The 19,927-nt window shown below is 58.7% G+C and carries 18 protein-coding genes and 1 tRNA gene; 16 read left to right on the top strand and 3 right to left on the bottom strand.

The genetic code is table 11. From position 1 onward, the window contains the following. Nucleotides 1–83: 83 nt before the first annotated feature. Nucleotides 84–935, top strand: coding sequence for a LysR substrate-binding domain-containing protein (locus ACR0B3_RS20840; RefSeq protein ID WP_480810722.1), 852 nt, complete (start codon nt 84–86; stop codon nt 933–935). Here ACR0B3_RS20840 and ACR0B3_RS20835 read toward each other — a convergent pair. Beyond that, entirely contained in the window at nt 926–1,828 is a 903-nt protein-coding gene (locus tag ACR0B3_RS20835; protein ID WP_480810721.1) for a LysR family transcriptional regulator, read from the bottom strand. The two genes, ACR0B3_RS20840 and ACR0B3_RS20835, sit on opposite strands and share 10 nt — an antisense overlap. 77 nt (nt 1,829–1,905) lie before the next feature. On the opposite strand from ACR0B3_RS20835, the gene ACR0B3_RS20830 reads away from it, so the two are divergent. The 5 genes from ACR0B3_RS20830 to ACR0B3_RS20810 all read left to right on the top strand — a co-directional run bounded on the left by ACR0B3_RS20830 (nt 1,906) and on the right by ACR0B3_RS20810 (nt 9,086). After that, on the top strand, nt 1,906–5,118 hold the full coding sequence (locus tag ACR0B3_RS20830) for a reductive dehalogenase (RefSeq protein ID WP_480810720.1): 3,213 nt from the start codon (nt 1,906–1,908) through the stop codon (nt 5,116–5,118). A gap of 129 nt (nt 5,119–5,247) precedes the next feature. Then, nucleotides 5,248–6,114 (top strand): FAD binding domain-containing protein, encoded by an 867-nt coding sequence (locus tag ACR0B3_RS20825; RefSeq protein ID WP_480810719.1) that lies wholly within the window; start codon nt 5,248–5,250, stop codon nt 6,112–6,114. Then, entirely contained in the window at nt 6,111–6,590 is a 480-nt protein-coding gene (locus ACR0B3_RS20820; RefSeq protein ID WP_170687471.1) for a (2Fe-2S)-binding protein, read from the top strand. Before ACR0B3_RS20825 ends, ACR0B3_RS20820 begins: the two co-directional genes overlap by 4 nt. Then, the gene (locus tag ACR0B3_RS20815; protein ID WP_480810718.1) at nt 6,590–8,848 is read left to right on the top strand and encodes a xanthine dehydrogenase family protein molybdopterin-binding subunit; all 2,259 of its coding nucleotides are present in this window, start codon (nt 6,590–6,592) and stop codon (nt 8,846–8,848) included. Before ACR0B3_RS20820 ends, ACR0B3_RS20815 begins: the two co-directional genes overlap by 1 nt. Beyond that, entirely contained in the window at nt 8,841–9,086 is a 246-nt protein-coding gene (locus ACR0B3_RS20810; protein ID WP_480810717.1) for a MoaD/ThiS family protein, read from the top strand. The genes ACR0B3_RS20815 and ACR0B3_RS20810 overlap by 8 nt, the downstream gene beginning before the upstream one ends. A gap of 18 nt (nt 9,087–9,104) precedes the next feature. Here ACR0B3_RS20810 and ACR0B3_RS20805 read toward each other — a convergent pair whose 3' ends face one another. After that, the gene (locus ACR0B3_RS20805) at nt 9,105–9,977 is read right to left on the bottom strand and encodes a LysR family transcriptional regulator (RefSeq protein ID WP_480810716.1); all 873 of its coding nucleotides are present in this window, start codon (nt 9,975–9,977) and stop codon (nt 9,105–9,107) included. 100 nt (nt 9,978–10,077) lie between these two features. On the opposite strand from ACR0B3_RS20805, the gene ACR0B3_RS20800 reads away from it, so the two are divergent. From ACR0B3_RS20800 to ACR0B3_RS20780, 5 genes are read left to right on the top strand one after another with little or no spacing between them, the layout of a single operon-like run. Further along, nucleotides 10,078–11,520 (top strand): aldehyde dehydrogenase family protein, encoded by a 1,443-nt coding sequence (locus tag ACR0B3_RS20800; protein ID WP_480810715.1) that lies wholly within the window; start codon nt 10,078–10,080, stop codon nt 11,518–11,520. Beyond that, a complete protein-coding gene (locus tag ACR0B3_RS20795) occupies nt 11,520–12,497 on the top strand; it encodes a membrane dipeptidase (RefSeq protein WP_480810714.1) in 978 nt (325 codons plus the stop codon). The genes ACR0B3_RS20800 and ACR0B3_RS20795 overlap by 1 nt, the downstream gene beginning before the upstream one ends. Then, nucleotides 12,494–14,179, top strand: a complete 1,686-nt coding sequence (locus ACR0B3_RS20790; protein WP_480810713.1) for a hypothetical protein — start codon at nt 12,494–12,496, stop codon at nt 14,177–14,179. Before ACR0B3_RS20795 ends, ACR0B3_RS20790 begins: the two co-directional genes overlap by 4 nt. Further along, nucleotides 14,176–14,805 carry a DUF3726 domain-containing protein gene (locus tag ACR0B3_RS20785; protein ID WP_480810712.1) on the top strand — a complete coding sequence of 210 codons (630 nt, stop codon included), beginning with the start codon at nt 14,176–14,178 and terminating at the stop codon, nt 14,803–14,805. The genes ACR0B3_RS20790 and ACR0B3_RS20785 overlap by 4 nt, the downstream gene beginning before the upstream one ends. A gap of 13 nt (nt 14,806–14,818) precedes the next feature. Further along, nucleotides 14,819–15,829, top strand: coding sequence for an Ldh family oxidoreductase (locus tag ACR0B3_RS20780; RefSeq protein WP_480810711.1), 1,011 nt, complete (start codon nt 14,819–14,821; stop codon nt 15,827–15,829). Between the two features lie 111 nt (nt 15,830–15,940). On the opposite strand, the gene ACR0B3_RS20775 is transcribed toward ACR0B3_RS20780, so the two are convergent. Then, nucleotides 15,941–16,015, bottom strand: a tRNA-Thr gene (locus tag ACR0B3_RS20775). 83 nt (nt 16,016–16,098) lie between these two features. On the opposite strand from ACR0B3_RS20775, the gene ACR0B3_RS20770 reads away from it, so the two are divergent. Genes ACR0B3_RS20770 through hisD form a run of 5 tightly spaced genes read left to right on the top strand, consistent with a single transcriptional unit; the run spans nt 16,099 to nt 19,882 of the window. Further along, nucleotides 16,099–16,254 (top strand): hypothetical protein, encoded by a 156-nt coding sequence (locus ACR0B3_RS20770; RefSeq protein WP_170687478.1) that lies wholly within the window; start codon nt 16,099–16,101, stop codon nt 16,252–16,254. Nucleotides 16,255–16,260: 6 nt separating this feature from the next. Next, complete coding sequence (gene murA, locus ACR0B3_RS20765; protein WP_480810710.1) at nt 16,261–17,529, top strand: UDP-N-acetylglucosamine 1-carboxyvinyltransferase; 1,269 nt, start codon at nt 16,261–16,263, stop codon at nt 17,527–17,529. After that, entirely contained in the window at nt 17,526–18,002 is a 477-nt protein-coding gene (locus tag ACR0B3_RS20760) for a DUF2948 family protein (RefSeq protein WP_480810709.1), read from the top strand. The genes murA and ACR0B3_RS20760 overlap by 4 nt, the downstream gene beginning before the upstream one ends. Beyond that, nucleotides 17,999–18,520: a GNAT family N-acetyltransferase gene (locus ACR0B3_RS20755; RefSeq protein ID WP_480810708.1), complete on the top strand. Its 522-nt coding sequence runs from the start codon at nt 17,999–18,001 to the stop codon at nt 18,518–18,520. The genes ACR0B3_RS20760 and ACR0B3_RS20755 overlap by 4 nt, the downstream gene beginning before the upstream one ends. A 60-nt stretch (nt 18,521–18,580) precedes the next feature. Further along, the gene (gene hisD, locus ACR0B3_RS20750; RefSeq protein ID WP_480810707.1) at nt 18,581–19,882 is read left to right on the top strand and encodes a histidinol dehydrogenase; all 1,302 of its coding nucleotides are present in this window, start codon (nt 18,581–18,583) and stop codon (nt 19,880–19,882) included. Nucleotides 19,883–19,927 lie beyond the last annotated feature (45 nt).

Raw genomic sequence — 19,927 nt, 5'->3', positions numbered from 1 at the left:
TCTGAATTGAAGATGGTGCTACGGGATCCATTTGACCAATCAGTTCTGTTGCGCTGTGGCAGTAGAAAATCTACAGTCAAAACATGTCTGCCCGCCCACCTCTGAACGCGTTGCGCGCCTTTGAGGCCTCGGCCCGTCACCTGAACTTTCGTCTTGCTGCGGAAGAAATTGGCGTGACACAAGGTGCCGTTGCTCAACAGGTGCGCGGATTGGAGGCCCGATTGGGGGTCACATTGTTCGATCGCATTCCACGCGGGCTGCGTTTGACCGAGGCGGGAAGACGATTTCACACCCCCTTGAGCCGGGCCTTTCGACTGATCGACGAAGCAGTCGATGATCTGTCGGAACAGCTGCAGATCACGATTTCAGTCACACCAAGCTTTGCGTCAAAATGGCTGGTCCCGCGGTTGAACGATTTTGTGTCCCGGCATCCAGATGTGGCGGTGCAGGTCGACGCGCGCGAACGGTTGGCCGATTTTCAGTCGGACGGAATTGACATCGCGGTGCGTCAGAGCCGTTCGCCCATAGCGCGGGGGCTGCAAGCCACCCCGCTCTTCTCAACCGAGTTTGTGGTTGTGGGCAGCCCGGACCGTGCTTCGCAAGTCTCCGGCCCCAATGATCTGATGCAGCACGTCCTTCTCAGCGATTCCCATGGATTGTGGCCGCTGTTTCTGGAGCGCGCCGGCGTTGAAGGACGCCCCCGGATGATGAATTTCAGTCAGACGAGTCTGGCGATAGATGCCGCAATCGCGGGGCAGGGATTTGCGTTGGCCAACGCCCCACTTGTATCTGCTGAGCTTGCCTCGGGTCGGTTGGTACAGCCGCTTTCTGAGGTGCTGGTCGACGACCTTAGTTTTTTCATTGTGATCCCGCAGAAGCCGCGCCAACCAGAGTTGGTGCAACAGATGCGTGACTGGCTTCTATCTCAGGTCTGAAGCGTGGCGGCAATCATTTCGATCTGATCCCGCAGCCAGCGATGCGCCGGATCATTGGCCGAACGTTGATGCCAGACCATGTAGATCGACACGGGCTCACACTCGAACGGCAGCGGCGCGCAGTCCAGCGCAGCCAGCGGCCCGCGTTTCATCAGTGCGGTGTCGGTCGAGATCAGGTCGCTGCCTTTTACGAAAGGTGGGATCGCGTTGAAATGCGGCAGGGTCACGACGGGTGGTCTGATCTGGCTTTGATCCACGCCACGCATGACGGCGCGGGCGTTACGCCCATCGGCAAATCGCACCTCGACATGGTCGCTGTTACAATAGGCCTGCCAATCCTTGGGCGGTTCACAACGTGCGGCATCGTAAAACATCATCAATGGGCTGGTGACGAGACGTTTCTGGAAAATATCCGGCCCATCCGGCGGAAGCGGGGTCAGCATCAACTGGCATCGGTCACTGCGCAGCAGGTCTGGGTCAGGAACGCCTGAGGGGATGAATTCCAATCGCAACCGCACGCCTTCGGAGCGTGTTTTTCTTAGCAGCGCGGGAAAGATCAGCTCGCGTGGCATATCGTTGGTGGCGATCTGAATGTCCATCTGTTCCGATAACGGATCGAACGGACGGCCTTCGGTCAGGGCGCGCATGTTGTCCAACACCTGTTGCACCGGCTCTTTCAGCGACAGCGCACGTTCGGTTGGGGTCAGCCCCTGGCCCGATCGGACAAATAGCGGATCGCCCAGCATCTGCCTCAGCTTGCCCAGTGTGTGACTGATCGCAGATTGCGTGACGCCAAGCCGGTCAGCGGCTTTCGAGACCGAGCTTTCCTCGAGTATCGTCAGGAACACCCGCAGGACCTTGCCGTCCAAATCAGTGAAATCAATATTGCTCATACCATATATGATTATTCATGAATGGATTTGGTGTCCATGCCGGGGTAGGGGGGAAGGCAGCAAGCAGGAGGCGCGCGATGGGGATCCGCTTTTTCTCGGACAAGAACAGACCCGTTCATATGGGACCATTCCCGCTGGAACGGTTGGCGCGGCGGGACCGGATACCCGAATTGGCGCAGGTCACCCCTATGCAATCTCTCAGTTTTCATCGACAGGATCAGCCCGAAAGCATAGTCAACGCGATGGGTGAATTTCAGGCGATGATGGATGCCATTCGGGATGGGTTCGTGAACCCGGTTGCCTCAGAAATCCCAACTGATCCGGTGGATCGCGCCAATCACCTGAAAGCGTTTGGTTATTTCAACGACGCCTCAATGATGGGCTGCGGGCCATTGCCTGCAGAGGCGATACTGGCAGAGCCTCGACACAATCCGGATATCGACCGACTGGCCTATGCGCTGAAAACCCGCCAGACCAAAACGCTGGCCTCGGGCATCGACGTGATCATGGCGGACCTGAAGGAAAGCATGGAGGCCGCGCCGCGCCCGATGAGCAGCCATCGTCATGCGATCGTGTTTCTATATGAATTCAATCGCGACCCGGACCCGTCAGAACCTGGGGCCGATTGGATCGTGGACGCGCAGGACCATCGCGCATGTCTGCTGGCGACCGAAAATGCAGTAGTCATTGCCAACTATATCCGCCTTTTGGGCTTTGACGCGCGGGCGCATACGGCGATGTCGTCCGAGGTTGATCTGGGCAAACTGGCGGTTGCGGCCGGGTTGGCCTCGGTCGAAGATGGGGCTGTGGTTGTTCCTTGGCTGAGCAAACGCTTTGGGCTGGCTGCTGTGACCACCGAGATGGAGATTGCGCATGACCGCCCTTTGCGCCCCATGGCCGAACAGCCGTGGTTTCGCACCCAAGGCCCCGCATGGTGGGTGGGGGCGGGCTTTGCCAAGAACGCGCTAAACCGCGATGCCTATGCCAAGCGGCGCTATGTGGACGGGGCGCATCCGTTTGAGACCCTCAAGCGCGTCGACAACCCCACCACCTATATCGATGAGGAAAACGTCGCCCGTGTACCCAAACGCGCGGACATGTTCGCCCGCGCCCAATTCGGCGATATGGGCAAATCGCTGCAGGATGCGACCAAGGGCGGGCATTATGTGCGCAAATCCGCCCCCAGCTTTGCCCAGCGCCGCGCGCTTGGTGCGTTTGTTCTGCTGCAGGATGGCGACAGCGCTGCGGTTGAATGTCCAACGGATGCAGACCGTAATGCTGCGAATATCAAAGCCGCGACCTATTTCCTTGGGGTCGATGCGGTCGGCCTCAGCCGGTGCCCCGAGTGGAGCTGGTATTCCCACGATGCCACCGGTGAAGAGATCAATCCACCGCATGATCAGGCCATCAGTATGATCATCGATCAGGGCTATGAAACGATGGAAGGTGCCAGCGGTGACGACTGGATCAGCGTGGCCCAATCGATGCGCGCTTATCTAAGGTTCTCGCTGCTGGGCGGAGTGATCGCGCAGCAAATCCGCAATCTCGGTTACAAGGCCAAGGCGCATACGGTGATGGATGGCGAGGTGCTCCAACCTCCGTTGCTATTGCTGTCAGGGTTGGGTGAGGTCAGCCGGATCGGAGAGGTGATCCTGAACCCCTATCTCGGCCCGCGCCTGAAATCCGGAGTGGTAACCACCGACATCCCGATAGCGCATGACAAGCCCATAGATTTCGGTCTGCAGACCTTTTGCGAAAGCTGCAACAAATGCGCTCGGGAATGTCCTTCGGGTGCCATCACCGCCGGGCCGAAGCTGATGTTCAACGGCTACGAAATCTGGAAATCCGATAGCCAGAAATGCGCCACCTACCGCATCACCACGCCCGGAGGCGCGATGTGCGGACGGTGCATGAAGACCTGCCCGTGGAACCTGGAAGGCCTATTCAAAGAACGCCCATTCCGTTGGGCTGCGATGACCATCCCGCAAGCCGCGCCTGCCTTGGCCAAGCTTGACGATGCTGTGGGTAATGGCGGTCTGAATGGCACCAAGAAATGGTGGTGGGATATCGAGCTGGAGGCTGACGGCGCCTATCGCCCGTCGAAACACCCCTTGAACCGGCGGGACCTGCAAAAAGACCTCGATCTGAAATACGAGGACCAAACGCTGGCTGTTTACCCCGCACCCTTGGCGCCGCATCCTTGGCCTTACCCATTCAATATGGATCGCGAGGCCGGGATTGCCGCATACGAAGCGATGGTCACGGCCGATGACTACAAAGCGCGCAAAGCCGCTGGCGATTTGTCGGTTATCCACCGATATCAGATCGCCGGGGATGCGCCGGTCATGCGGGTTGAGCTGACCAAGGTCGATAAGATGACTGCGGACGTCACCAAGTACGAATTCTCAACCCTGGACGGCGCACCGCTGCCCGAATGGACCGCCGGTGCGCATCTGGATGTGCTGGTTTCGCCCGAATTCCTGCGGCAATATTCGATGTCGGGTAACCCTTCGGATCGCACCACATATCAGATCGGCGTGCTGCGTGAGGACGAAGGGCGCGGCGGCTCGGCCTTGTTGCATCGCATCTTCAACGAAGGGCGCAAGGTCTTCATCTCGAAACCAATAAACCATTTTGAATTGGACGAGACCGCAACCAAGACTTTTTTGATGGGCGGTGGTATCGGTATCACGCCAATGATTGCCTTCGCCCATCGATTGCATGCGATGGGTGGGCCGTTTGAATTGCATTTTTCCGCCAGCACACGTGCAGGCGCTGGATATCTGGACGATCTGGCGGCGATGCCCTGGGCCGATCACGTGCATTATCACTTCTCAGACGAAGGCACGCGTGCTGATTTGGAGGCTATTTTGCACGGCTATCAGGATGGCTGGCACGTCTACACTTGCGGCCCGGACCGGTTCATGGATGGCGTGATGCAAGCTGCCGAGGCACAGGGATTTCCCGAAGAGGCGCGGCATCTGGAATATTTCTCGGTCCCCGAACAGCCCGAATATGAAAACCATCCATTCACGTTGCGTCTGGCAAAGTCAGGGCGGGACCTGAATGTCCCGACCGACAAGGACGCGGCGCAAGTGTTGAACGAGGCGGGATATCATGTGGACGTAAAATGCTCGGACGGGATATGCGGAGTCTGCAAGTGTGGCGTGATTTCAGGTAAGATTGAGCATCGAGATTTTGTGCTGTCCAACAAGCAGCGTGAGGGGGCGATCATCCTTTGCCAGAGCCGCGCGGCTGAGCCTGACGGGGTGATCGAGATCGATCTGTGAGCAATCGCAAGAAAACGACATTTTGAATCGCAAGAATTGGTCGTTCCAGCCATGGACGCCGCCGATTTGCTGCACTAACGTCCCGGGCGAACCCCAGTCTATCCTGATCAACAGGTGCGAGGTATTTTCATGGATTATCACAGCCCCGCCAGCTTTGCCGAGGCGTCGGCTCTGGCCGCGAATGCGACGGGCATTACACGGTTTCTGGCAGGCGGCACCGATGTGCTGGTGCAGCTGCGCTCGGATCTTGTGACGCCTGATACGCTGATCGACATCAAGAATATCGGCGGAGTCAGTGACATCACCCGCAACGCCGATGGCAGCTGGACGCTGGGCGTCGCCGCGACCGGTGCCGAGATGAGCGAGCATCCCGAGCTTGGCCGCGACTGGCCCGGCGTGGTTGAGGCGATGGATCTGATCGGATCGACACAGGTGCAGGGGCGTGCAACGCTGACCGGGAACCTGTGCAATGGCTCTCCGGCTGCGGATTCGGTTCCGGCGATGGTTGCCGCGGGTGTCACCGTGATCGTGACCGGCCCGGATGGCGATCGCGAGGTTGCCGTCGAAGAAATCCCGACCGGCCCCGGCAAAACGTCTCTGGCCAAGGGCGAGCTGATCTCGGCCATCAACATCCCTGCGCGCGGAGACAATGCGGGTGATGCTTATCTGCGCTTTATCCCGCGTACCGAGATGGACATCGCGGTGGTTGGCGTTGGCGTCAATCTAAGGCTGGAAGGGGACACCATAATTGAGGCCCGCGTATCGCTGGGGGCTGTGGCACCAACCGTGCTGTTGGTTGGGGATTGCGCCAAAGCGCTGATTGGTAGCACGCTGGATGACGCAGCATTGGATAGGCTTGCCGCCGCTGCCTCTGCCGCTTGCAGCCCGATTGACGATAAGCGCGGAACCATTGCGTTCCGCACCGAAGTGGCCGGTGTTCTGGCCAAGCGTACCGCGAAAATCGCATATGCCCGCGCGAAGGGAGAAGATTTATGAGCAAGCTCCACGTATCCACCACCGTAAATGGCGACGCGGTCGAATACCTCTGTGATCCGCGCGAAACCCTGCTGGATTGTTTGCGCGACAAACTGAACCTGACGGGCGCGAAAGAGGGTTGCGGCACGGGCGATTGCGGGGCCTGCTCGGTCACTGTCGATGGCCGACTGGTGTGCTCCTGCCTGATGCTGGGGGTCGAGGCCGAAGGCAAACAGATCGAAACGGTCGAAGGGATCGCGGACGGAGACGTCCTGCATCCGCTGCAGAAAAAGATGGTCGAATATGCGGCCCTGCAATGCGGCATCTGCACCCCGGGCATTCTGGTTGCGGCCAAATCGCTATTGGAGAAGAACCCAAACCCGACCGAAGAAGAAACCCGGTACTGGTTGGCAGGAAACCTCTGCCGTTGCACCGGCTATGACAAAATCATTCGCGCCGTCATGGATACGGCGGCCGAGATGCGGGAGGCTTCGTAATGGCACTGGACGATCGCAAATCTGAATTCAATTTTGTTGGTACCCGTCCGGATCGCCCTGACGGTCTGGATAAGGTGACGGGTCGCGCCAAATTCGGCGCGGATATTTCAGCCCCCGGCATGCTTCATGGCGCTGTCCTGCGTTCACCCCATGCTCATGCGCGGATCGTCAAGATCGATACGTCAAAGGCCGAGGCCCACAACGACGTCAAAGCAGTTGTGACCCGCGCAGATTTCTCGGACAAGCCAGTCTTCAAGCCCGGCCTTGAAGGTGAATTCTGGAATGTGCTGGAAAACGTCATGGCGGGGGAAAAGGCGCTCTATGACGGTCATGCGGTGGCCGCGGTTGCCGCTACGTCTGCCCTGGCAGCGCGCGATGCGCTGAAACTGATCGAGGTTGAATACGAGGTTCTGCCCCACGTCACCGATGTAGACAAAGCCATGGCGCCGGACGCACCTGTGATCCGTGAAGGTGCAGCGGATTACTCCGTGCCGGAAGGGATGCATCCCAACGTCGTGCGCTATCATGAAAGTGGTCATGGCGATGTTGAAGCGGGCTTTGCCGAGGCTGATCTGGTCCTCGAAGATAGCTTTGTGACCGAAGCCACGCATCAGGGTTATATCGAACCTCATGCCTGTCTGGGATCGCTTGGCGCAGACGGCAAAGGCGAACTGTGGTGCACGACACAAGGCCATTGGTACGCACAGAAATACTGCGCCGCGCTTCTGGGGATCGAAACCGCCCAATTGCGCGTGACGGCCTCTGAAATCGGCGGCGGGTTTGGCGGCAAGACCACAGTGTTCATCGAACCGGTCGCGCTGGCGTTAAGCCGCAAGGCCAACCGACCCGTCAAATTGGTCATGAGCCGGTCTGAGGTGTTTCGCTCGACCGGTCCGACCTCTTCCGCCTCGATGGATATCAAAATCGGCATGAAGAAGGACGGCACCATCACGGCGGCTCAGGGCATCTTCCGCCTGCAGGGTGGTGCCTTCCCCGGTGCTCCGGGCGACATGACCGCCATGTGTGCCTTTGCGCCATATAACCTGACCAATGTGCGTCAGGTCGGCTATGATGTGATGGCCAACCGCCCAAAACAGGCCGCCTACCGTGCACCTGGCGCACCAATGGGTGCTTTTGCGGTTGAATCTGTGCTGGATGAGCTGTGCAATAAGCTGGGTCTGGACCCTATCGACGTACGCCTAAAGAATGCGGCGTATGAAGGGACCAAGGCCAACTATGGTCCAACATATGAGCGGATCGGACTGATTGAAACGCTTGAAGCGGCCAAAGAGCACCCGCACTATTCCGCCCCGCTGAAACCCGGACAAGGGCGCGGGATCTCTTGCGGGTTCTGGTTCAACCATGGGGGCGAGACATCCGTGTCGCTGGCCTTGTCCGAAGACGGCTCGGCGCAGGTCATGGTTGGAACGCCGGATATCGGCGGCTCGCGTGCGTCGATGGCGCTGATGGCGGCCGAAGTGCTTGGCATTCCCTACGAAAACATACGCGTCACCGTCGCCGATACCGCAACGCTGGGTTACAATGATGTAAGCCATGGAAGCCGCGTGACCTATGCCTCGGGCCTGGCCACGATCAAGGCAGCCAAACATGCGGTCGAACGTCTGTGCGAACGCGCAGCAGCCAAGTGGGGCATCCCGGTAGATGCGGTGAAATGGGAAAATGGCTGCGCGGTGCCCTCGGGACCCAACGCAGGTGATTTCGATCCGCTGCCTTTGGCGGATATCACAGCGAATATGGGCGCGACCGGGGGGCCGATTTCCGGCCATTTCGAGGCGACCCCGGAAGGTGCAGGTGTGTCCTTCGGCACCCATATCGTCGATTCTGAGGTCGACCCGGAAACCGGCAAGACCAGTATCATCCGTTACACCGTCATTCAGGACGCCGGAAAAGCGATCCACCCGACTTATGTGGAAGGCCAGTATCAGGGCGGCGCCGCACAGGGCATCGGCTGGGCGCTGAACGAGGAGTATATCTATGGCGAAGATGGCCGGTTGCAGAACTCGATCTTCCTCGATTATCGCATCCCGGTGGCCAGTGATTTGCCGATGATCGACACTGTGATTGTCGAGGTTCCAAACCCCGGCCACCCATTCGGTGTGCGGGGCGTGGGCGAAACCGGTATCGTGCCGCCCTTGGCCGCCATCGCCAACGCCGTGTCCAACGCGGCGGGCGTGCGGATGAAGCAGCTGCCGATGTCCCCGCCACGCATTCTGGCCGCGCTGAAGGACAATGGTTGAGGTCCGCCTCTGGTCCGGCCTCCGGTCTTTGACCGGGGGTTGCGAGGTGGTGGTGGTAGAAGCCAAAACCACCGGTGAGCTGCTTCGTGAACTGGTTCGGGCGCATCCTCAACTGCAGGCTCCAATCGATGCGGGCGTTTCCATTGCCATCGACGGCCGGGTCATTGCCAGCGGCCTTACCGAACCCATCCCAGAAGGTGCTGAGGTGTACCTGATGCAACGCCTTCGCGGGGGCTGAACGGCGCTGGCATCACCACTAAGCGAAACTGCGCGACAATATGAATGTACTGCACTGCTCGGTCAGGTCCCGAAACCGGGGCCGTTCGCGGATATAAAGGTAAACCTGTCGCTGATCCGGCAGGTCCACGATCGAGCGATAGGCGACCGCTTCAGGAAGGAATTCGGCGACGGTTTGCGGCAAAACGGTAATCCAATCTCCGGTCCGAACCAGTGTAATGAGCGAATGCGTATTGTGAATTGTGATCTCAGCCGTTTCGGTGACAGCCTTGAAAGCCGGCGTCTGGATCAGATCACAGAGCGTATTTCGCACAAAAGGGGCGCTGCCAATATCGGCAATTTCCAACGGGTCTGAACGTATGATCAAAGGATGATCCGACGCTGCGACCAGCCCGAATGAATCCTGAAACAGCGGGATAGTCCGAACCCCGTTCAACGCATGGTATCCTGAACCGATGCCGATATCCGCCTGATCTTGTGCGATCGCATCCAAAACCTGCTGCGTGTCAGAGTCGCGCAACTCGATCTTCACTCCTGGAAACCTACGCGTCATATGTTTGAGCAGCGGTGGGAAGATCAACGCACCAACCGACGGGACCGACGCGATTCGAACCAGCCCTTGTTCGGCCTGCGCTGCTGCTTCGATGTTCTGGACGGCTTGATCAAACTGCCGCACTTGCCGCAACGCGATTTCAAACACGTGTTCGCCCAATGGCGAAAGCCGGTTCTTGCGCTCGCCCTCGAACAGTTTCTGGTCAAGTTGATCTTCCAATTGCTTCAGGGTCATTGACACAGCGGATTGCGTGCGACCAAGCCGATCAGCGGCCTCAACCAGATTGCCGGTCTGCGCCACGATACAGAAACAACGCAGCATCTCGATCTTGATGGCCAAGCTTCAGATTCCTTGAAGTTTATTTAAGTTGTTTGAGTTTGACTGATGCGTGTCCAAGAATCCATCCTGAGACAGGCAAATTCTGACTCTGGGGCGCAACGTGACCAAACTGAACCTAATCGCTGGCGAATGGCTGGCGGGTGAAAGCGAGATCGAAAATCGAAACCCCTCGGATCTGACCGATCTTGTTGGAATGTTCGCACAGGCCAGTGGCGATCAGCTTGAGGCGACTCTGGATCAAGCGCGTGTGGCTCAGGCGGAATGGGCCGCCTATGGGCTGGAACGCAAGCAAGCGGTTCTGAACGCGATCGGCACTGAACTGATGGCACGCGCCGAAGAACTGGGCACATTGCTCAGCCGGGAAGAGGGTAAACCGCTGGCCGAAGGCAAGGGTGAGGTCTACCGTGCCGGTCAGTTCTTTACTTACTATGCTGCCGAATGCTTGCGCCAGATCGGCGAGAACGCCGATTCCGTGCGTCCCGACATCGAGGTGGATGTGCGGCGTGAACCGGTGGGTGTGGTCGCGATCATCAGCCCATGGAACTTCCCTACGGCGACCGCATCGTGGAAGATCGCGCCCGCGCTGTGTTACGGGAACGCGGTGGTATGGAAACCTGCGAACATTACGCCAGCCTCGGCTGTGGCCCTGACCGAGATTATTGACCGGCAGGACATTCCCAAAGGTCTGTTCAGCCTTGTCATGGGGTCAGGGAGCAGTATCGGTCAGCGATTGGTCGAAAGCCCGAAAGTTAACGCAATTTCCTTCACCGGTTCCGTGCCAGTGGGCAAGGGCATTGCCGCTGCCGCCATTCAGAATCTGACCAAGGTGCAGATGGAGATGGGCTCCAAGAACGCATTGGCCGTGATGGACGACGCTGATCTGGATTTGGCGGTAAGTTTGGCACTGGGTGGCGCCTTCGGTGGTACCGGACAGAAATGCACTGCCTCATCTCGGCTGGTGGTGCATGCGGGTATCCACGATGCTTTTGTCGAAAAGCTGGTCGCAGGCGCGCAGGCGATGAAAGTCGGTCATGCGCTTGAAGAGGGCGTTCAGATGGGGCCGGTTGTCAGTCAGCAGCAACTGACGGAAAATCTCGCCTATGTCGATCTGGGCAAATCCGAAGGTGCCGAGTTGGCATGTGGGGGTCTGCGGCTTGAGATGCCGCATGACGGGTTTTATATGTCACCGGGCGTATTCCTGAACACAACCAATGACATGCGCATCAACCGCGAGGAGATGTTCGCGCCGTTAACCAGCGTTATCAAGGTTGTCAGCTATGACGAGGTGCTGAGCGTTGTGAATGACACGAATTTCGGCCTAACGTCGGGCATCGTGACCAAATCGCTGGCCCGCGCCACTCACTTCCGCCGCAACGCGCGGACTGGTGTTGTCACCGTCAACCTGCCCACTGCGGGCACGGATTATCACGTTCCTTTTGGCGGACGCGGTGACAGCTCTTATGGCCCGCGCGAACAGGGCAAGGCAGCGGCAGAATTCTATACGACCGTCAAAACCGCTTATATCAGCGCGGGTCCAGTCTGATGCGGATCGACGGCCTGCAATATGCCAACTGGTCCGAGAAGATATTCCGCCAACTGCGCGAAGGCGGCGTGGACGCGATCCACGTCACCATCGCCTATCATGAAAACTTCCGTGAAACGGTTCTGAACTTTGAGAAATGGAACCGCTGGTTCGAACAATACCCGGACCTGATCATGAAGGGGCGGTGGGCCAGCGACATTGACACAGCGCGTGAGACAGGGCGCACTGCTGTGTTCTTTGGGTTCCAGAACCCCAGCCCCATCGAAGATGATATAGGCCTGGTCGAGATCCTGCATGATCTGGGCGTGCGGTTTATGCAGCTGACCTATAACAACCAGTCGCTGCTGGCGACCGGATGTTACGAGGCCGAAGACACCGGCATCACCCGCATGGGCAAGCAGGTGATCAAGGAAATGAACCGCGTCGGTCTTGTCGTCGATATGAGCCATTCGGCAGATCGATCGACTATTGAGGCCGCTGAACTGTCCGAGCGTCCCATCGCCATCACTCACGCCAATCCGCACAAATGGTGCCCCGCGCTGCGCAACAAGCGCGATGCGGTGATCCAGGCGGTTACACAAAATGGTGGGATGCTCGGCTTTTCGGTCTATCCTCATCATCTGAAAGACAAGTCCGACTGCACGTTGGAGAGTTTCTGTGAGATGATCGCCCGCACAGCTGATAAATACGGCGCCTCGCATCTGGGGATCGGTACCGACCTGTGCCAGGACCAACCCGACAGCGTCGTCGAATGGATGCGAGTGGGGCGCTGGAGCAAAGAGATCGACTATGGCGAGGGCTCGGCAGCAGCCCCCGGTTTCCCGCCGATGCCGGGCTGGTTTCAGGACAACCGTGATTTTGGAAATATTGAGGACGGGCTGCGCGCAACGGGTTTGAATGCAGAAGAGATCGCAGGGATCATGGGCGGGAACTGGTACCGGTTCTTTGCTGAGAACTTCGGGCCGCAAGGCGCATGACTGATCTAGGCCCTCATATCGCGCGCCGCGATCCGGCCATGGTGATGCGCTTGTCGCGATTGGGGTCGTTACATCAATGCCGCCTCAGCTTCATGCGGCAACTGACCCGCCGGATGGCTGCTGAGAACTGGAGTTTCACGCGACCGGTTTTTGAAATTAACGAAAAAGGCATCGGCCATGCTGTTTACACGGCTCAAGGCCCGGAACGTGCCTATTCGCTGGTTGCTTTCGCTCATGACCTGCCGCCCGAAAAACGTTCGGATCGGGTGATTGCCGAGGCGTGGGATGCGACCTTTGCTCTGTTCGATGGTGTCCCCGGCCCAGAAGATATTGAACGTCTTGCGCAAAATGTGCCCCTGCAAGAGGCTGGGCGCGTCAGTGAGCGCGAGCTGTCGCTGTCACGCGCTAACCGCTCAGTTCGCCTTTGGGCGCATGTGGTGGATCGTTTGGCCGCCGGTCAGCAACCCGACCTCGAACAGATTTACAAGGTTGGCTATCTGATGCGGACCACTGCAGTATATGGTTCGGGCAAATTCGGCGCAGCGGACCGTGAGAAAATCGCGGACCGCGATGAAGTCAGCGCGCCGTTTCAGGCCGAAATGCTATCAGTCTATCTGACGCGAACATTCGTGCGCGATCTGGTGCAACACATGGCGCGCGCCAAGGGTGGGGATCAGACGGCAAAACTGGACCCAGATATCGCGCGGTGGCTGGGCATCGGCAATTCAACCGGGTTGGGCATGGCGCCGTTCATCGTCAATCATCCGGTTCTGTTCAACAATTGGATCATGGTCCGGGAAGAGGCCATCGCGCGCGTCCGGTCTGTTGAAACGGCCTCAGAAGCTGAGGTTGCCTGCTTTCTCGATGTGTTCGAGCGCAGCAAACTGTCAACCTCGTGGTGGCGCTCTGAGCATCCCATTCAGATCGAGAAACTGACAGCGCTGAACGCTGATCTGGGTGCAATATCCGACTATCTGGATCAGGCTGATTTGACGCGAAATCATCCATGGAATCGGTTGATCTTCTGGTCACAAGACGCGCTGAGCGAAGAGGGGCAAGAGTTGCTGGTCTCGCTGATCCTGGAACCGTATGGCGATCTGGTTGACGGGCTGACCAGCTGCCTGGCTGACAGCAATAGTAGGGCGTATGTGATTGATGGAGCAATGCCGGTTGGCGAAGTACGTGATCTGATCCGTGATAGCTTTGGCTGGGCATTAGATCTGCACTGGGACGCGCCGGAGCACTGCGCGCGCGCCTGGTATGTATCCGAAGAAAAGCTTGAACCCCGCCTGGGTGAGCGGTTTGACGAACCGATTGCCGAATACGAACAGCCACTTGCCCCGGCCCGAGACGCGGCATTGGCCCATAAGGCGCTATCAGATTGGGCGGATGACGACTCTATTGCTGAGTTTCTGTTGCGCCATCCGGAACACCGCCACACGATCCGCCGCGCGCAGATGAGCCGTACCGCGCCTTACGGCGAAATCCGCGACAATACGATCAGTGCGGGTGTATTACCGATCGACATGTTGCGGGCGAAACTCTCGTTTTTTGGTGCCACGCATTTCGATCCCCGCTCGGACCGTTGGGTGCGCATCTGCATGTATTCCGGTGCGCCTTATCCCGAAGAGCTGAGTACCGATTGCGCTGATCTTTGGGTATACCCGGAGCTTACCACATGAGTTTGTCTCTCAACGAGATTGAAGCCATCGCCAAGCGGGCGGCACGTGGTGCAGGCTACCAATGGGGTATCGCTGAAGAAGCCGCAAAGGCGACGCGCTGGCTGTGTGCACAAGGCCTTGACGGCGTACTGGAACTGTCGAGCCTGCTGAAGCGCGGGTTTGCCAATGGCAGCGAGGCGCATGTTCCAACTCAATTAAGGGGTGACTGGGCCGGGGATAGCGATTTGTGCCCATTATTGACCGGGGCTTCGCTTTCGGATTGCGCGCACCTGCTGCACTCCGGTCCGATCCGGATCAGGCATCTCGTGTCGCCCATGATATTGTTGCCATTTGCAGCGCAGGTAGCACGCGTCCAAAGTCAGATTGCGACTGTCCAATCGGGGGATTTTTCTGCTGCAACCGATGGTGTGCGACTGGTTATTAAAGATGTCTGCCCGCCTGTCGCGGACCCGATTGAGGTCGCCTTGAGAGGCACTTTGACCGCGCCATGTGCGTTACACACCCGCGCAACACCCGACCCCAAGGGTTGGGAAATCATTAACAGCTTTGCTCATCGCACCTACGCCCCGGCAACCGAAGAATCCCGCTTGCTCGGCGCGGGTGCCGGGCTTTCCGACAACGACTGAAAAAGAGATTGATATGGTTGAAACCCGCACCCTCTCGCTTGCTGAAATCGAGGATCTGTCATTCCGGGCGCTGGTTGCGGCGGGTACGAGCGAGGAGAACGCACGCCCGTTGGCAATCGCAACCGCCGCGACCGAGGCAGATGGAGTTGCCAGCCATGGTCTCGCTTATATCCCGATCTATTGCGAACATGTCCAATGCGGCAAGGTGGACGGGCAGGCAAAGCCGGAGCTGGCGCAGCCGCGTCCAGGGGTCGTGACTGTAGACGCCGCAACGGGCTTTGCGCATGCGGCGATTGATGTCGGATTCGAGGCTTTGATCCCTGCGGCCCGCGAACAAGGGATCGCCGCGCTTGCAATTCGAAACAGCTATAATTGCGGTGTCCTTGGCTATCACACCTATCGTCTGGCGCAGGCGGGTCTGGTTGGGCTGGGGTTCACCAACGCCCCAGCCTCAATCGCGCCTTCAGGAGGGTCCAAGCCTGTCGTAGGCACCAATCCGTTCTCAATCGCCGTGCCGGGCACAGACGGGCAACCGGCTTTGTTGATTGACCAGAGCGCCAGCACAATCGCTAAGAGCGAGGTCATGAAACACGCCCGCGAAGGCAAGCCGATCCCGGTTGGCTGGGCGCTGGACGTGGACGGAAATCCCACAACGGACCCAAATGTCGGGCTCAAAGGATCAATGGCTCCGTCAGGTGGCTACAAGGGCGTCGGTGTCGCTCTGCTGACCGAAGTTTTGGCAGCAGCGCTGGCTGGCGCGACGCTTGGAATACATGCTTCCCCCTTTTCCGGCACCGCTGGCGGCCCTCCAAAAACGGGCCAGTTCTTTATCGCAATTGACGCTTCTGCCACCTCTGATGACACGTTTTCGTCCAGTATTGTCGACCTTGTCGAAGCGATCCGTTCTCAGGACGGTGCGCATTTGCCCGGTGATGGTCGCCGGGCAAAGCGTTTGGCGGCCAAAACAGATGGCGTCGCTGTTAATGTTGCGACACTCGACAAAATTCAGGCTCTGCTGACGTAGGGCCTTGCGGCGAAGGTTCGGAACGCCTCCAGAACTCAATTCTGGAAATCAGGACACAGCGACAGCATAACCCTTAGGGACAAGGGCAACTACAAAACTAAGTTGATTGAATGGTGCTGCTGGAGAGAATTGAACTCTCGACCTCTCCCTTACCAAGGGAGTGCTCTACCTCTGAGCTACAGCAGCGCTGTGGGCGGGTGATTAGACTCAAACTAAACGCGGCGCAAGGGTGTCTGGACGGTTTTTTTCCACTGCTGTAGAGAAAGACAATGACAGGTAAAAATTCACCCAAAAAACACGGTAAATCCGGGGAAACGCGCGAAGACCGTTTGAAGGCGGCGCTGAAAGCGAACATGGCGCGGCGTAAGGCGCAGGCTAAGGCGCGGGCGGCCTCCGGGGACAAAGCCGGCAAGGACGAGGGATAAGAGCAGATGGATTCGATTCTGGTGACGGGAAACGGCCCGCTGAATGGGCAGATTCCGATTGCGGGGGCGAAAAACGCGTGTTTGACGCTGATGCCTGCGACTTTGCTCAGCGAAGAACCGCTGACGCTGACCAATGCGCCGCGGCTGAGTGACATCAAGACAATGACTGCTCTGCTGCAATCGCTGGGGGCAGAGGTGTCCGCGCTGCAGGATGGGCAGGTGATTGCGATGTCCAGCCACAGCCTGACCAGCCATGTGGCAGATTATGACATTGTGCGGAAGATGCGCGCGTCGAATCTGGTGCTTGGGCCTTTGCTAGCACGGTTCGGGCAGGCGGTTGTGTCGCTGCCCGGTGGATGTGCCATCGGTGCACGCCCGATGGACCTGCACGTCGAAGGGTTGGAGGCGCTGGGAGCCGAGATTGAACTGAAAGACGGGTATCTGCATGCCAAGGCCCCCGGTGGGCTGAAGGGTGCGGTGCATGAGATGCGCTTTGCCTCCGTGGGCGCGACCGAGAACATCGTCATGGCGGCTACGCTGGCCAAGGGCACCACGGTGCTGAAGAACGCCGCGCGCGAGCCCGAGATCGTTGATCTGGTCGAGTGCCTGCGCAAGATGGGAGCTCAGATTTCGGGCGAGGGGACCTCGACGATCGAAATTCAGGGTGTTGACCGACTACATGGCGCAACCCATCAGGTCGTGACTGACCGGATTGAGCTGGGCACCTATATGCTGGCTCCGGCCATATGCGGAGGAGAGGTCGAGCTGCTGGGTGGGCGCATGGCGCTGGTTGAAAGCTTTGCGGCCAAACTGGACGCGGCGGGGATCAGTGTTTCCGAGACCGAGAAGGGCTTGAAAGTCATTCGCAAGAACGGGCGTATAACTTCGGTGGATGTGGTCACTGAACCTTTTCCGGGTTTTCCGACCGATCTGCAGGCGCAAATGATGGCGTTGATGTGCACAGCCGAAGGCACCTCGGTGCTTGAAGAGCGTATTTTCGAGAATCGCTTTATGCACGCGCCCGAACTGGTTCGTATGGGTGCAAATATCGAGGTGCATGGCGGCACCGCCACCGTCACTGGTGTTGAACGATTGAAAGGCGCTCCGGTGATGGCAACAGATCTTCGGGCCTCTGTCTCTTTGATCCTGGCCGGTATGGCGGCGGAGGGTGAGACAACGGTCAGCCGGGTCTATCATCTGGACCGCGGATATGAGCATGTGGTGCGCAAGCTGGAAGGCGTGGGCGCAAAGATTGAACGGATTAAGGGCCAATGACAGACGCGAGTTTCAAAGACGGCCGCGAGGCACCACTGAACCTTGGAGCCGAGGATGCCGATGACCTTCAGGTCATAGCGACCTTGACACAGGATGCGATATTCCCGGTTACCGAGATGACCTGGCAGCCCGGGCAGCGCCGCTTTGCGCTGTTGCTCAACCGCTTTCGTTGGGAAGACAAGGATGCCGCCGCTCGGCGCGGCCGTGCTTTTGAGCGGGTGCAGGCCGTGTTGATGTTCGGTTCAGTCCTGTCAGTGGCCAGTCAGGGCATCGATCGCAGCGATAAGGATATGATCCTGTCCTTGTTGTCTGTCGAATTCGAGCCGGGCGAGGATGGCGCGGGCCAAATCTTGCTAACGCTGGCCGGAGATGGTGCGATCCGCCTGTCGGTTGAGGCTATTGAAGTCACGCTCAAGGATGTCACTCGCCCTTACAAAGCACCATCTGGCCACGCGCCGCATCACCCAGAGTGAAGAACAAGCGCGGCATTGCACAGGCGTTCCCGAACCCGCCGCAAGGTATCACGATACGCCACGCGACTGTGTTCGATGTGTTTGGCATGAGCCGCGTGTTGGTCCGCTCGATTCGCGATTTATGCGGGGCGGACCATCTGGATGACCCCGAAAAACTGAGGCTGTGGACCGCCAACAAGGATCCTGCCTCGATCCGCATCTGGATCGAATCCGGGGCCGAGCTTTGGGTGACTACAATATGTGATGAGGTTGTCGCTGTGGGCGGCCTGCGCACCGAAGCGGAGATTTCGCTGCTATATGTGGATCCCGACCACGCGGCGCGCGGGCTTGGCGCGGCCCTGCTGCAGCGGTTGGAGGATGAACTGCGCGCGCAACACTGCATTGAGGCACATTTGTGCGCCACCAAAACGGCCTTTGCGTTCTATCGCAAACAGGGTTGGAGAGAACACGGGGACCCAACCAAATGGCATGGCATCCTGCAATTTCTGATGCGCAAATCGTTGCACTCCTCTGGCTAAGGGTTGAGGCCGCCCGGTCCCGGCGATAAGACCCGGTTAAACGCTCTCGGAGTTCCCAATATGCCTGTTTTCCTCGACACGACCTCCGCCGAATTCGAACCTGCATTTCAAACGCTGCTGGCCGCCAAGCGTGAGGACAGCCCCGATGTGGATGCGGTTGTCGCGCAGATCATCGACGATGTGCGTGCCCGGGGCGATGTGGCTGTGATCGAGTTGACGGCGAAATTCGACCGGTTGCAGCTGACGCCCGAGACAATGGCCTTTTCGGCAGAAGAAATTGCTGAGGCTATCACGCAGGTCTCGCCCGAGGATCGCGCCGCGTTGGAACTGGCCGCCGCGCGCATTCGGGCTTATCACGAGAGGCAGATGCCCGAGGACCACCAATGGACGGATGAGGCCGGCGCGACGCTTGGCTGGCGTTGGTCTGCGGTCTCGGCGGCGGGGCTCTATGTGCCGGGCGGGTTGGCGTCTTACCCTTCTTCGGTGCTGATGAACGCGATCCCAGCTAAAGTGGCGGGTGTCGAGCGGCTGGCGATAGTGGTGCCTACGCCGGATGGGCAAGTGAACCCGCTGGTCCTGCTGGCGGCACAGCTGTCTGGTGTGGATGAGGTCTATCGCATCGGTGGTGCACAGGCGGTTGCCGCACTTGCATTTGGGACCGAGACCATCGCGCCGGTAGACAAGATCACCGGCCCCGGTAATGCCTTTGTGGCTGCCGCTAAACGCCGGGTCTTTGGCAAGGTTGGCATCGACATGATCGCGGGACCGTCAGAGATTCTGGTGATCGCCGACAAGAACAATGATCCCGATTGGATCGCTCTGGATCTACTCAGCCAAGCAGAACATGACGAAAGTGCGCAATCCATCCTGATCACTGATGATGCTGGTTTCGGTAAGGCCGTGGCGCAGGCTGTCGACAAACGTCTTGAGACGCTGGAGCGCCGCGCGATCGCAGGCGCAAGCTGGCGCGATTTTGGCGCCGTCATCACTGTACGGGATCTGGACGAAGCCGCAGCGCTGTCCAATCGGATCGCTCCCGAACACCTTGAACTCTGCGTCGCTGACCCCGAAGCGCTCAGCCAGAAAACCATCCACGCAGGTGCGATCTTCCTTGGGCAATACACGCCCGAGGCCATTGGCGACTATGTTGGTGGACCCAATCACGTATTGCCGACGGCGCGTTCGGCGCGGTTTTCATCGGGCCTCAGCGTGATGGACTTCCTCAAACGCACAACGCTCAGTCAGATGACAACCGAGGCCTTGCGCGCCATCGGTCCGGCTGCTGAAACGCTGGCCCAATCCGAAAGCCTTGAGGCGCACGGCCTCTCGGTGACCGCCCGTCTGAAACGGCTGAACGGCTGATGCGACGCAAAGACCTGTGCCTCATGGCGTTTCTGTGCGTTGCCC

The organism is Ruegeria sp. CE9 (assembly GCF_056537425.1).
Note: the sequence above shows the minus strand (reverse complement) of the source record. Positions and strands in the feature narration are given on the sequence as shown.